Raw genomic sequence first — 13013 nt, 5'->3', positions numbered from 1 at the left:
AATGGGTGGGATCATCGGAAGCATAGATGTCGTCGCGCGCGAGCTGTCGCTGTTCGCGGCGGCCGGACTGCTGATCGGCGGGCTCGACGATCTGCTGGTCGACCTTCTGTATCTGGTGCGTCGGATCGGTGGCCGGCATGCCCGCCCGGTCCGCTGCGACGCGCTGCCACCGCCAAGCCAGCCGGGGCGGATGGTCGTCTTCGTTCCCGCCTGGGACGAGTCGGCGGTGATCGGCGCGATGCTGTCGGCCGCGTTGGAGCGGATCGATCACCCGGATTACCGGCTATATGTCGGGCTGTATCCCAATGATCCGGCGACCATCTCGGCGGCCGCCGAGATCGCCGAAGGGGACGACCGGGTGCGGCTGGTCATCGGATCGCGCGCGGGCCCCACGACCAAGGCGGATTGCCTCAATACGCTGTGGCATGCGCTCGCCCGCGACCAGGCGGCGGAGGATTTTGCGGTCAAGGCGATCGTCCTCCACGATGCCGAGGATGTCGTGCATCCGGCCGAACTGGCGGTCTTCGATTCGTTGATCGAGGGACGCGCGGTGGTACAGATTCCGGTGTTGCCGCTGGTCGTGCCGGGATCGCGGCTGGTGTCGGGCCATTACGCCGACGAGTTCGCGGAGAGCCACCACAAGCAGCTGATTGTCCGCACCTGGATCGGCGCGGGGATGCCGCTGGCGGGCACGGGCTGTGCCATCGCGCCGGCGATGCTGGCGGCGATCGCGGCGGCGCGCGGGGGCGATCCGTTCGATGCGACCAGCCTGACCGAGGATTACGAACTGGGCCTGCGCATCGCCGAGCTGGGCGGCGAGGGGCTGTTCGCGCGCGTCGCCGACGGGACGCGCGGCGGGGTGGTGGCGGTGCGCGCCTTCTTTCCCGCCGATCTGGTGGCCGCCGTGCGGCAAAAGGCGCGGTGGATGACCGGCATCGCGCTGATCGGCTGGGATCGTACCGGCTGGGCGCGGCCGATGGCACTGGGCGATCACTGGTGGCGGCTGCGCGACCGGCGCGGGCCGCTGGCCATGCTGGTGCTGGCGGCGGCCTATCTGGGGCTGTTCGCCGATGCCGGCGCGATCGTGGCGCGGTGGATCATCGATGCGCCCGTGCCGCCGCTGGCACCCGCCTTGTGGTGGCTGTTCGCGATCAACGCGATGCTGCTGTGGTGGCGGCTGGTCGTGCGCATGGCCTTTACCGGGCGGGCTTATGGCTGGCGTGAGGCTTTATGGTCGCTGCCGCGCTTCGTCATCGGCAATTTCGTCGCGCTGGCGGCGGCACCGCGCGCGCTGATCCGCTATGTCTTCGTGCTGCGCGGCAGGCCGGCGGTGTGGGACAAGACGAAGCATCATTTCCCGGACCTGTCGCTCCAGCCATGAGCGGGCGGCCGATCCGGTTCCTCGGCGGCGTGCTCGGCCTGTGGACCTTGGGGCGGGTCGCCTTTCTGTTGCCGGTCGGGACGTCGCCGGTGCCGACCTATCACGCGTCGAAACGGCCGGGTGCGGCCAAGGTCGTGGCCGCCCTGGCCGCCCCGGTGGCGACGCCGGTCCTGGTGGTGCGTCCTCGCCGCGCCGTCCCGGCCCCGTCGTCCGGCTTGGTGCCGGTCACTCGGTCGGCCGCACTTCCGTCGTATCAGCCGCCCCTGGAGGATTGGTCCGATGTCTCGCCGAGGCCGCAAAGCTGGCCCGACGCGATTCCCGCACTCCCCGTTACGCCGACATCCCCGTCCCGCTGGAGCGCTAGCGCTTGGGCGATCCTGCTTCAGGGCGGCGGCGGCGGATTGCTGCCCGGCGGACAGCTTGGCGGAACCCAGGCGGGGGTGCGTATCCTGCGCCGGCTCGATCGAGAGGGCGCGCTGTCGGCCAGTCTGCGCCTCTCCACGCCGATCGAGGGTATCGGCCGCGAGATGGCGGTGGGGGTCGACTGGCGACCATCGCCGCACCTGCCCGTCCGCCTGCTGGTCGAACAGCGGATCGCGCTCGATCGCGGGCAAGGCGGCCCCGCCATCCTGGCCGTTGCCGGTTTCGGGCCACGCGACGTCCTGCCCGGCGTGACGGCGGCGGGCTATGCCCAGGCGGGTGGCGTGCTGCGCGACCGTGCCGAACCGTTCGCGGACGGCGCGGTGCGTGCGACCATCGCCCTCACCCGTGACATCGATCTGGGGCTTGGCGCCTGGGGCGGTGCCCAGCGCGGGGCGAAGCGATTCGACGTCGGGCCGACGCTGGGCATCGCGCTGCCCGTCGCCGGCCAGCGGCTGCGCCTGTCGCTCGATTGGCGACAGCGCGTGGCGGGGGGTGCCGCGCCGGGGTCCGGCCCCGCGCTGTCGATCGGCGGCGATTTCTAAGGACGATTGGCATTCCTTCTAGAGAAGGATGACATGAGGTGGATTCGTCATTGCGAGCGTAGCGAAGCAATCCAGTGTCCAGGCAAGACGCTCTGGATTGCTTCGCTACGCTCGCAATGACGGCTTGGGTCAAACTGACGTTATCCCGCTCTAAGGACGATTGGCATTCCCGCTTTTTCCTCCCCTTGCAGGGGAGGTGGCAGGCCGCAGGCCTGACGGAGGGGTGTCCCGGCTGGAGAGATCGGCCTCAACCCGCGACCGGGGACACCCCTCCACCATCCTTCGGATGGTCCCCCTCCCCTTGCAGGGGAGGAATGGGATGAATATCGGGATGGCTCTGGTCGCTCTCGCCCATGCGGTTATAACAGCCGGCGTGGATCTGTATCTTCCCATCGCCAACCTGTCGGTCAATGCGCTGGTCATCATCGCGCTGGGTGCGGGTGTCGGTCTGTTGTCGGGCATGTTCGGGGTGGGCGGTGGCTTTCTGACCACGCCGCTGCTGATCGTCTATGGCATCCCGCCGACCGTCGCCGCCGCGTCGGCCGCCAGCCAGGTGACCGGCGCCAGCGTGTCGGGCGTGTTCGCGCACTGGCAGCGTGGCGGGGTCGATGTGAAGATGGGCGGCGTGCTGGTCGCGGGCGGCATCATCGGGTCGTTCATCGGCGCCTATATCTTCCGCCTGCTCCAGGCGAGCGGGCAGATCGATACGGTGATCGCGATCGTCTATGTGCTGATGCTCGGCTGGATCGGGTCGGTGATGGCGCGCGAGGCGCTGGCCGCAATCATCGCGGCGCGGCGCGGCGTGGCGCAGCGGGCGGCGCGGCGGCGGCACCATCCGCTGGTCGCCGCCCTTCCCTTCCGCACCCGCTTCTACGCCTCGGGCATCTATATCTCGCCGCTCGCCCCCTTGTTGCTGGGGATGTTCACCGGCATCCTGACCATATTGCTCGGGATCGGCGGCGGGTTCGTGCTGGTGCCGGCGATGATCTATATCCTGGGCATGGCGACGCGGGTGGTGCTCGGCACCTCGCTGTTCCAGACGCTGTTCGTGACGGCGGCGGCGACGATGGTCCATGCCACCACCACCAAGGCGGTCGACATCGTCCTGGCCGGCCTGCTCCTGATCGGATCGGTGACGGGCGCGCAGCTGGGCGCCAAGTTCGCGACCAATGTGAAGCCCGAATATCTGCGGCTCGCACTCGCCGTCATCGTGCTGCTCGTCGGCCTGCGCATCCTGCTCGGCCTCGTCTGGCGGCCCGAGGAGATCTTCACGGTCCAGCTGTCATGAGGCGGCTCGCGCCCGTCCTCGCCCTGCTGTCGCCGCTGCTGATGGCGCAGGCCAAGCCGGTGCTGGTCCCCGACGTGTCGCAGCGCGACATCCAGATCGCGTACAGCTTCACCGGTGCCGAGCTGCTGCTGTTCGGTGCGATCCTCTATCCCGGCGGTCGCCCGCCGCAGGACGACAAGCCAACCGACATCGTCGTGGTGGTCAAGGGGCCGACCCAGTCGATCCTGATCCGCGAGAAGGAGAAGATCGCGGGGCTCTGGGTCAATGCCGGGCGGCTGCGCTATCAATCGGCACCCTCCTTCTACGCCATCGCCTCGTCACGGCCGATCGGCCGGATCGTCGACGATCGCACCCGCGCCATCTACGAACTGGGGCTCGACAGCCTTCAGCTCTCCCCCGCCTCCAACGCGCCCGCCGATGTGCAGGCGCGCTTCCAGGCCGGGCTGGTCGACCAGCGCCGCCGCGCGGGGCTGTATGTCGAGGCGCCGAGCGCGGTCGAGATCACCGACGACGTGCTCTACCGCGCACGCGTCACCATTCCCGCGCGCGTGCCGGTGGGCCGCTTCACCGCCGAGACCTTCCTAATCCGCGACGGGCGCGTGCTGGCCGCCGCCGTGCGCGACATCGACATCCGCAAATCGGGCTTCGAACGGTTCGTCGCGCGCGCCGCCGACCGCGCCGCCATCCCGTACGGACTGACTGCGGTGGCGCTATCGGTGCTGCTCGGCTGGGCGGCGGGCTGGATCGCGCGGCGGGTCTGATAACGTCACCATATCTTTAAGTTTTGCCGCTTATCAACACGGTGACCTTTCCCCGACCGTTACGGCTGCGTGCATGTCCCACCCTCTGCCTGTCTTCCCCAATGCCACGGCCATACCGGTCGATACGCCCGTCATCGGCTGGCTGCTGGCGGTCGGCGGATCGACGGCGCGGATCGTCCTCGACCGGGAGGCGGTGAGCGCGCTTGGCGGCGACGCCGACCCGGTCTTGGCGGCGGCGGGACAGGTGGCAATGCCGATCAAGATCCGGCGCGGCGATCGCTGGATCATCGGCACGATCCGCAACATGTCGCTCGATCCCGCCAGCGATCCCGCCGCGATCCAGACCGAGGTCGAGCTGATCGGCGAGGGCTGGTGCGAGGCGGGGAGCGGCACGCTTCACGGCTTTCGGCGCGGCGTCACCGCCTATCCGCTGCCCGGCGCGGCGGTGCATGCGATCACCAATGCCGAACTGGCCGCGATGCACGATCGCCGGGGCGCGCCGACCATCCGCATCGGCACCGTCTATCCGGCGCGCAGCGTGCCCGCGACACTGACCATCGACGCGCTGCTCGGCCGCCATTTCGCACTGGTCGGGTCGACCGGCACCGGCAAGTCGACCGCGACCGCGTTGATCCTCCACCGCATCTGCGAGATGGCGCCGCGCGGCCATGTCGTGATGATCGACCCGCACGGCGAATATGCCACCGCCTTTCGCGCCACCGGCGAGGTGCACGACGTCGGCAATCTGCGCATGCCCTATTGGCTGATGACCTTCGAAGAGCATTGCGAGATGCTGTTGTCGGCCAGCCCCGCCGAGCGCCAGATCGAGGTCGACATCCTCGCCAAGTGTCTGCTCGCCGCGCGGACGCGCAGCCGCGCCGCCGCCGAGGTGCCGCGCGTGACCGTCGACACGCCCATCCCCTATCTGCTGTCCGATCTGGGCGCGGCGCTGACCCAGGAGATGAGCAAGCTGGACCGCGCGGGCGAGATCGCGCCCTATCAGCGGATCAAGGCCAAGCTGGACGAGATCAAGGGCGATCCGCGCTATGCCTTCATGTTCTCCGGCATGCTGGTCGGCGATACCATGGCCGCGTTCCTGAGCCGTATCCTGCGCATGCCGGGCGACGGGCGGCCGATCTCGATCATCGACGTATCGGGCGTGCCGTCCGAGGTGACCAGCGTCGTCGTCGCGGTGCTGGCGCGGATAATCTTCGACCAGGCGGTCTGGGCGCGACCCGAGGAGCGACGCCCGGTGCTGATGGTGTGCGAGGAGGCGCATCGCTACATCCCCGCGCGCGCCGAACAGGGGTCGGCGGTCGGGCGCATCCTGGCGCGCATCGCCAAGGAGGGGCGCAAATACGGCGTCTCGCTGGGCTTGGTGACGCAGCGTCCCTCCGATCTGGCCGAAGGGGTGTTGTCGCAGTGCGGCACCATCATCGCCATGCGCCTGAACAACGACCGCGATCAGGCGATGGTCGCCGCCGCCATGCCCGAGGGCGGGCGCGGCCTGCTCGACACCATGTCGGCGCTGCGCAACCGCGAGGCGATCCTGTGCGGCGAGGGCGTGGCCTTTCCGGTGCGCGCCAGCTTCGACAATCTGGAGGACGGCAAGCGCCCCGCCTCGGGCGATATGCCGATCACCGCGCTGTGGACCGACCGCGCGGCGGGCGAAGGCGTGCTCAACGCAACGGTCGCGCGCTGGCGCTCGGGCGGGCGCTGACCCGCCTTGGCCGGTGCCTTACCGGCCCGGCTTGACCGACAGCAGCTGCTGCACCGCGTGGCGGAAGGCGCGCAGCTTGGCGCCCGACAGCGCGGCGACGCTCGACAGCTTCAGGCTGCGCGGATTGACGGTCGCGCCGTTCTTCCACACTTCCCAGTGCAGATGCGGGCCGGTCGACATGCCGGTCGAGCCGACATAGCCGATCACCTGCCCCTGCTTCACCCGCGCGCCCGAGCGGACGACGAAGCGGCTCATATGGCCGTAACCACTGGCGACGCCGCCGCCATGCATCAGCTTGACGAAATTGCCATAGCCGCCCGAACGGCCCGCGAACTGGACGACGCCGTCCATGATCGCATGGATCGGCGTGCCACGGGGGGCACCGATGTCGAGCCCCTTGTGCATCCGCATGAAGCCCAGCACCGGATGCATCCGATTGCCGAAGGAGGAGGTGATCCGACCCGCGACCGGCATGCCCATCGCGCCGCGCTTCTGGCTCTGGCCATTGACGTCGTACCAGTCGCCATCGTCCTCGCCGGGCAGCCGCGCCAGCTGTACCTTGCGGCCGCCGCGATCGAGCCCCGCATAGAGCAGCCGACCGAGCCGGGTCTCGCCGGTGGCGGCACGCTCACGCTCGATGATCAGGTCGAAGCTGTCGGCACGCTTGACCTCGCGGCCGACCGACATGCGGCTGGCCAGCGCCTTCATATAGGTTTCGACGACCTTGGCCGGCGCGCCGGCGGCGCGGGCCGATCGGTACAGGCTCGACCCCGCCAGCCCCTGGAGGCGCAGCGGCGTATGATCGATCGCGATCGGCTGCTCGGTCATGGTGAAGCCCTTGCCCGCGCGGGTCAGCGTCACCGCCAAGTCGAAGCGCGCGCGCAGCTTCATCTGTTCGAGCGGCCGTGCGACCGTCCGGCTCGGCCGCCGCCCCAGCGTCAGCGCGACGCGGGTGCCGGAGGCGATGTCGGCACCGTCGGTCGCCTGTTCGACCAGATCGGCGGCCGCCCGCGCCTGATCCTTGGCAACGCCGGCGCGCTGGAGCACGCGGGCCAGCCGGTCGCCCGCGCCGACCGTCGCGGACAATTGCATCATCGGCCGCTCAGGCGCTTCGGCCAGCGTGGCGACCATCGCGTTCGCCGCCGCGTGCCGACTAGTATCGGCGCCCAGCGCCAGCGGCGCGATCGCCTGGGCGCGGGCATTCTCCCGAACCTCGCCGGTCAGGGGGGCAGGGGATTCGCCGGCGATCGGGCGGTGGAGGCCGGGCGACAGCGCGATCGTCGTCGCACATAGCGCAGTGCAGGTCGCCAGCCCGCGCCACCAGTCGCGGCTGCCGATCCGCGTGCCCAGATCGGGCACCCAGTCGATTTCGCGCAGCATCTGGCGCCAGCCGGACGGGCGGGGTTTGGACGCGGGTGCCAGCGCGCCGCCCAGCGTGCGCGCGGCGGTGCCGCCGGAGAGATAGGATGCGTCGTCGGTAGCCAGGAACATGCGAAAGATCGGTTACGTCCGTGAGTGTCGATGGGCGTCGCCGATCCCCCCCGGCGCTTGCCATGCTGGTTGATGGCCGGGCGGGGCAAAGTCAAACCATGCGACCGCTTGGGCGCCGCATGCTGCGACGGGGCGTGGCCGCTTCGGGCCGAATCCCGCTATCGGTCGACCGTCTTGCTCCATGCCGTTGCAACCGGCCACGCGAAGCCCGATGTAGGGGGCATGACCAGCCGCGTATCGGGCGCCGTTACGGCCGTTCTCGGGCCGACCAACACCGGCAAGACGCACCTCGCGATCGAGCGGATGTGCGCGCATAGCAGCGGCATCATCGGCTTTCCCCTGCGGCTGCTGGCGCGCGAGGTCTATGACCGGGTCGTCGCGATCAAGGGCGCGGACAAGGTCGCGCTGGTGACCGGCGAGGAAAAGATCGTTCCCCCCGATGCGCGCTGGTTCCTGTGCACCGCCGAGTCGATGCCCGACCGCGACGTCGCCTTCGTCGCGCTGGACGAGGCGCAGCTGGGCGCGGACCTGGAGCGCGGTCATGTCTTTACCGATCGGTTGCTGCACCAGCGCGGCCGTGACGAGACGATGATCCTGGGGTCCGAAGCGCTCAAGCCCATGATCCGTGCGCTGGTGCCCGATGCCGAGATCATCGCGCGACCGCGCTTCTCGACGCTGACCTATGCCGGCGCGAAGAAGATCAGCCGCTTGCCCAAACGCTCGGCCATCGTCGCCTTCTCGGCGGAGGAGGTCTATGCGGTCGCCGAGATGCTGCGCCGTCTGCGCGGCGGCGCGGCGGTGGTGATGGGCGCGCTGTCCCCGCGCACCCGCAACGCGCAGGTCGAGATGTTCCAGGCGGGCGAGGTCGATTATCTGGTCGCGACCGACGCGATCGGCATGGGTCTGAACATGGACGTCGCGCATGTCGCCTTTGCCGGACTTCACAAGTTCGACGGCCGTCGCCGCCGTCGTCTGACCGTCGCCGAAATGGCGCAGATCGCCGGACGCGCCGGGCGGCACCACCGCGACGGCAGTTTCGGCGCGCTGGCCGAGGAAGGGCCGGACTCGTTTCTCCCCGAAGAAGTGCTGGCGATCGAGGAGCATCGCTTCCCCCGGCTCGACCATCTCTACTGGCGCGAGGGCGATCCCGACCTGTCGAGCATCGACGCGCTGATCGCCAGCCTGGAGCGCAAGCCCGAACCCGGTGTGCTCCGCGCCGCCCCGCTCGCCACCGATCTGCAGGTGCTCAAGCGCCTCGCCGACGAACCCTGGGTCCGCGACCGGGTGCGGCGGCCCGCCATGGTCGCACGGCTCTGGGCCGCGTGCGGCATTCCCGATTTCCGCAAAGTCGGCCTCGATCCCCATGCCCGCTTCGTCTCGCGCGTGTTCGGGCATCTGTCCGAAGGGCTTGGCCATGTCCCGCACCAATGGTTCGCCGACGAGATCGCGCGGCTCGACACCATGGCGGGCGATGTCGAGACGCTGGCGGGCCGCCTCTCCGCGATCCGCAGCTGGGCCTATATCGCGCAGCGCGCCGACTGGCTGGCCGACCCGAAGCATTGGGCTGAGCGCACCCGCGAGATCGAGGAGCGGCTGTCCGACGGTCTCCATGCCAGCCTGACCCAGCGTTTCGTCGACAAGCGCACCACCGCGCTGATCCGCCGCATCGGCGCGGATGCCGGCGCGCTGCCCGTCACCATCGGGCCGGAGGGCGAGGTGCTGGTCGAGGACCACCCGATCGGTCGGCTGGAGGGGTTCCGCTTCACCGTCGAGGCGGGGGCGCGGGCGAACGACAAGCGCCTGTTGCTGGCGGCGGCGGAAAAGCGGCTGGGCACCGAACGTGGCCGCCGTGCCGAGGCGCTGATCGCCGCCGAGCATGATGCCTTCACGCTTGCCGAAGACCGGCTGGTCTGGGACGGGCATGGCGTCGCGCGACTGGCGGCGGGTGCGTCGCTCGGACGACCGGCGATCAGGCTGGAGCGCGACCTGGATTGCCTGTCGCAGCCGATGCGCGACAGGGTGAAGGCGCGGCTGGAGGCGTGGCTGGCGCGTTCGCTCGACCGGCAATTGCCCGCGCTGGTCCGGCTGGCGGCGCTGGCGCGCGAGGCCAAGGCGTCGCCCGCGATCCGCGCCGTCGCCGCCGCGCTGGAGGATGCCGGCGGCATCGTGCCGCGCCAGCCGCTGCGGTTGATGATCGATGCGCTGTCCCCCGACGAGCGGCGGCGGTTGCGCGCCCTCGGCATCACCATCGGTACGCTCGACATATTCGATCCCCGGCTGCTGAAGCCCGGTGCCGCCGCCTGGCGGCGCACGCTGATGACGCTCTGGGGCCAGACGCCCGATCTGGCGCGACCGGGCGCGACGATATTGCGGCGCGACGAGCCGGGGCGCGGCGTCGCCTCGGGCTATCGGCCGCTGGGGGAGCAGGCGGTGCGCGTCGATCTGGTCGAACGCATCGCGCGCGCCGCGCATGATGCGCGTGCGGGGCGCGGGCCGTTTACTCCCGATGCGTCGCTCGCCACCTCGATCGGACTGGAGGCGGCGACGCTCGACCGGTTGATGGGCGATCTGGGTTTCCGCAAAGTCAAGCCGGCGGCTGAGGCCGACCCCGTCCGCTGGATCTGGCGCGGCCGCCCGCCTGCCCGCCCTGCCCCGCGGGTCGAGGCGCGCCCCGGCAACGCCTTCGCCGCGCTCGCCGACTGGGGACGACCTTCATAATGCTATTCCTCCCCATTTCCGATGGGGAGGGGAACCGCCGCGAAGCGGTGGTGGAGGGGTAATGCCCCACGGCTCGCGTCAGGCCACGAAGGTCATCGCCAAGCCTCTGCCCCTCCACCATCCTGTGGATGGTCCCCCTCCCCAAGCACAGCTTGGGGAGGAATGGGATTCCGCATGTCTTCCCTTCCCCACAAAAAGGATCGCCCCACCCCATGACCACCCGCGCCCCCGCCCCCGAGTCGATGCGGCTCGACCGTTTCCTCTGGTGGGCGCGGATCGCCAAGTCGCGGGAGACGGCACAGGCGATGGCGTGCGACGGGCATTTCCGCATGGACGGTCGCGCGATCGACCGGGCGCATGCCCCGGTGCGGATCGGCAGCATCCTGACCTTCGCGCATCACGGCGACGTCCGCGTGCTGCGCGTCGAGTCGCTGCCCGTGCGGCGCGGCCCCCCGGCCGAGGGACGCGCCTGTTATTGCGATCTGGTCACTTCTCCGGTTTCAAGCGTTGACGGATCGCCGCACGCGGCATAGCAGCACGCCTTCGTACCTTGGGAGTTGTCATGACCTACGTCGTCACCGATGCCTGCATTCGCTGCAAGTATATGGACTGTGTCGAGGTGTGTCCCGTCGACTGCTTCTATGAGGGCGAGAACATGCTCGTCATCAACCCGTCGGAATGCATCGACTGCGGCGTGTGCGAGCCGGAATGCCCGGCCGAGGCGATCCTGCCCGACACCGAGAGCGGGCTGGAACAGTGGCTGGAGCTGAACACCACCTTCTCCGCCCAGTGGCCCAACGTCACGCGCAAGCTGGACCAGACGCCGCCCGACGCCGATGCGATGAAGGGCGTCGAGAACAAGTACGAACAGTTCTTCAGCCCGGAACCCGGCAAGGGCGATTGACGCCCAAACCATTCCTCCCCTTGTAGGGGAGGTGGCAGGCCGAAGGCCTGACGGAGGGGTGTACCCCTCTCGATGGCGGGACACCCCTCCACCAGCTTCGCTGGTCCCCCTCCCCTTGCAGGGGAGGAAAGATAGAATAGCGACGCCTCGACCGTTCGCGCCGGATGGTTCCCTATACCTGCACATATGCTGGTAATTTTGTTGCGACCATGCTATATGGTTCCGCGACGGGCATAGCTGTTTTCGCGACTGCCCGCCTTGATGTGTTCGACCCTTCCTTCCCGAGGCCGGCTTGATCAGTGGACCCATTTCCGCTTGTTCGGCGCTCGTGCGAAGGCCTTGATCCGGAAAGGCCCCTTAATGGCTGCCAAGGCGCTCCACTTCGACGTCGGTGACTATGTCGTGTACCCCAAACATGGCGTGGGCCGCGTGATCGAGCTGCAAAAGCAGGAAATCGCAGGGATGCAGCTCGAACTCTATGTGCTGCGGTTCGAAAAGGAGCGCATGACGCTCCGCGTTCCCACCAACAAGGCCGAGTCGGTCGGCATGCGCAAGCTGTCTTCGGACAAGACCATGCGCGAGGCGATGGAAACGCTGAAGGGCAAGCCCAAGGTCAAGCGGACCATGTGGTCGCGCCGTGCCCAGGAATATGAAGCGAAGATCAATTCGGGCGACCTGGTGTCGATCGCCGAAGTGGTCCGCGACCTGTTCCGCGCCGACGACCAGCCCGAGCAGAGCTATTCCGAACGGCAGATTTTCGAGGCCGCGACCAGCCGCCTCGCCCGCGAACTCGCCGCGATGGAAGAGGTGGACGAGCCGCGCGCCCAGGAGAAGATCCTGGAAATCCTGCGTGCCGCCGCCGCCATCTACAACAAGGAAAAGCCCGCCGCCTGACACGCGGTTGATCTTCTCCGATACGAACAAGGGGCGGCGCCGATGGGGCCGCCCCTTTTCATTTGCGCTGGCCGCTTTCCCGTGCGTATTATACACGCAATACACGGGAGGCTGTTGCATGAAGACGTCGGTCATTCTTCCCTCGCTGCTCGCCATCACGGCGCTGGCAATCCCCACCGCCGCCTGTTCCTTCGAAAGCGAGGCGCGCGGCCAGGAGATCGCCGCGCAAGGCTCGGGCGGCCAGCGCAGCTATGCCGTGCGCGGTTTCACGGCGGTGGACGCCAGCGGCAGCGACCCGGTCGACATCCGCACCGGCCGGGACTTTTCGGTGCGTGCGGAAGGTGATGCCGGGGCGCTCGACCAGCTGCGCATCGCGCGCGACGGCGACAAGCTGCTGATCGGCGTGAAGAAAGGCGTGCATTGGGGTGGCCGCCGGAATGTCCGCATCCTGGTGACGCTGCCCCGCCTGACGGGCGCGGGGGTCAGCGGATCGGGGCGGATGACGGTCGACCGGGTGGACGGCCCGCTATTCCGCGCCGGTGTCGCCGGATCGGGCGATCTGGCGATCGCCGCGATGCGGGTGAATACCGCCGATCTGGGCGTCGCAGGATCGGGATCGATGACGGCGAGCGGATCGGTGAACACCCTGAAGGTGGGCGTCGCCGGCTCGGGCAATGTCCAGGGCGCCAGCCTTCGTGTGCGCCAGGCGCAGGTCGGGATCACCGGGTCGGGCAATGTGACGCTGCAGGTCGACGGCCCCGCCAAGGTCGGGCTGACCGGATCGGGCAACGCCGATCTGGGTCCCAATGCGGTCTGCACGGTTGGCAAGACCGGATCGGGCAGCGCGCGCTGCGGCCGCTATAGCCGATAAGGGGTGACGGCGGCCGGGAT

11 protein-coding genes are annotated in these 13013 nt (G+C 69.1%); 10 read left to right on the top strand and 1 reads right to left on the bottom strand.

The genetic code is table 11. The features are described from left to right. Nucleotide 1: 1 nt before the first annotated feature. The 5 genes from GGR48_RS09220 (at nt 2) to GGR48_RS09200 (ending at nt 6115) form a co-directional block, all read left to right on the top strand. Complete coding sequence (locus GGR48_RS09220) at nt 2–1381, top strand: glycosyl transferase family protein (protein ID WP_183951621.1); 1380 nt, start codon at nt 2–4, stop codon at nt 1379–1381. Continuing rightward, nucleotides 1378–2346 (top strand): hypothetical protein, encoded by a 969-nt coding sequence (locus tag GGR48_RS09215; protein WP_240456080.1) that lies wholly within the window; start codon nt 1378–1380, stop codon nt 2344–2346. The genes GGR48_RS09220 and GGR48_RS09215 overlap by 4 nt, the downstream gene beginning before the upstream one ends. A gap of 373 nt (nt 2347–2719) precedes the next feature. Beyond that, nucleotides 2720–3634, top strand: coding sequence for a TSUP family transporter (locus GGR48_RS09210; RefSeq protein ID WP_183951620.1), 915 nt, complete (start codon nt 2720–2722; stop codon nt 3632–3634). Further along, nucleotides 3631–4395, top strand: coding sequence for a TIGR02186 family protein (locus GGR48_RS09205; RefSeq protein WP_183951619.1), 765 nt, complete (start codon nt 3631–3633; stop codon nt 4393–4395). The genes GGR48_RS09210 and GGR48_RS09205 overlap by 4 nt, the downstream gene beginning before the upstream one ends. 73 nt (nt 4396–4468) lie before the next feature. Continuing rightward, complete coding sequence (locus tag GGR48_RS09200; RefSeq protein ID WP_183951618.1) at nt 4469–6115, top strand: ATP-binding protein; 1647 nt, start codon at nt 4469–4471, stop codon at nt 6113–6115. An 18-nt stretch (nt 6116–6133) separates the two neighbouring features. Here GGR48_RS09200 and GGR48_RS09195 read toward each other — a convergent pair whose 3' ends face one another. Then, complete coding sequence (locus tag GGR48_RS09195) at nt 6134–7606, bottom strand: peptidoglycan DD-metalloendopeptidase family protein (protein ID WP_183951617.1); 1473 nt, start codon at nt 7604–7606, stop codon at nt 6134–6136. Between the two features lie 222 nt (nt 7607–7828). Here GGR48_RS09195 and GGR48_RS09190 point away from each other — a divergent pair, with 222 nt between their 5' ends. The 5 genes from GGR48_RS09190 (at nt 7829) to GGR48_RS09170 (ending at nt 12993) form a co-directional block, all read left to right on the top strand. Next, a complete protein-coding gene (locus GGR48_RS09190) occupies nt 7829–10324 on the top strand; it encodes a helicase-related protein (RefSeq protein WP_183951616.1) in 2496 nt (831 codons plus the stop codon). A 212-nt stretch (nt 10325–10536) separates the two neighbouring features. After that, the gene (locus GGR48_RS09185) at nt 10537–10857 is read left to right on the top strand and encodes a S4 domain-containing protein (RefSeq protein WP_183951615.1); all 321 of its coding nucleotides are present in this window, start codon (nt 10537–10539) and stop codon (nt 10855–10857) included. A gap of 29 nt (nt 10858–10886) precedes the next feature. Further along, a complete protein-coding gene (fdxA, locus tag GGR48_RS09180; RefSeq protein ID WP_037568754.1) occupies nt 10887–11228 on the top strand; it encodes a ferredoxin FdxA in 342 nt (113 codons plus the stop codon). 360 nt (nt 11229–11588) lie between these two features. Continuing rightward, on the top strand, nt 11589–12122 hold the full coding sequence (locus tag GGR48_RS09175) for a CarD family transcriptional regulator (protein ID WP_042486954.1): 534 nt from the start codon (nt 11589–11591) through the stop codon (nt 12120–12122). 118 nt (nt 12123–12240) lie between these two features. Next, on the top strand, nt 12241–12993 hold the full coding sequence (locus tag GGR48_RS09170) for a head GIN domain-containing protein (protein ID WP_183951614.1): 753 nt from the start codon (nt 12241–12243) through the stop codon (nt 12991–12993). Nucleotides 12994–13013 lie beyond the last annotated feature (20 nt).

Origin of the sequence: Sphingomonas pseudosanguinis, from assembly GCF_014196255.1 — a bacterium.
Taxonomy (GTDB): Bacteria; Pseudomonadota; Alphaproteobacteria; order Sphingomonadales; family Sphingomonadaceae; genus Sphingomonas; species Sphingomonas pseudosanguinis.
This window is presented reverse-complemented; position numbering and strand designations above follow the sequence as displayed.

What these genes read in the sequence shown, in the direction of transcription:
- GGR48_RS09195 (WP_183951617.1), bottom strand. Translation starts at nt 7,606, where the DNA reads ATGTTCCTGGCTACCGACGACGCATCCTATCTCTCCGGCGGCACCGCC.
- GGR48_RS09215 (WP_240456080.1), top strand. Translation starts at nt 1,378, where the DNA reads ATGAGCGGGCGGCCGATCCGGTTCCTCGGCGGCGTGCTCGGCCTGTGG.
- GGR48_RS09175 (WP_042486954.1), top strand. Translation starts at nt 11,589, where the DNA reads ATGGCTGCCAAGGCGCTCCACTTCGACGTCGGTGACTATGTCGTGTAC.
- GGR48_RS09185 (WP_183951615.1), top strand. Translation starts at nt 10,537, where the DNA reads ATGACCACCCGCGCCCCCGCCCCCGAGTCGATGCGGCTCGACCGTTTC.
- GGR48_RS09170 (WP_183951614.1), top strand. Translation starts at nt 12,241, where the DNA reads ATGAAGACGTCGGTCATTCTTCCCTCGCTGCTCGCCATCACGGCGCTG.
- GGR48_RS09205 (WP_183951619.1), top strand. Translation starts at nt 3,631, where the DNA reads ATGAGGCGGCTCGCGCCCGTCCTCGCCCTGCTGTCGCCGCTGCTGATG.
- GGR48_RS09190 (WP_183951616.1), top strand. Translation starts at nt 7,829, where the DNA reads ATGACCAGCCGCGTATCGGGCGCCGTTACGGCCGTTCTCGGGCCGACC.
- GGR48_RS09220 (WP_183951621.1), top strand. Translation starts at nt 2, where the DNA reads ATGGGTGGGATCATCGGAAGCATAGATGTCGTCGCGCGCGAGCTGTCG.
- GGR48_RS09200 (WP_183951618.1), top strand. Translation starts at nt 4,469, where the DNA reads ATGTCCCACCCTCTGCCTGTCTTCCCCAATGCCACGGCCATACCGGTC.
- fdxA (WP_037568754.1), top strand. Translation starts at nt 10,887, where the DNA reads ATGACCTACGTCGTCACCGATGCCTGCATTCGCTGCAAGTATATGGAC.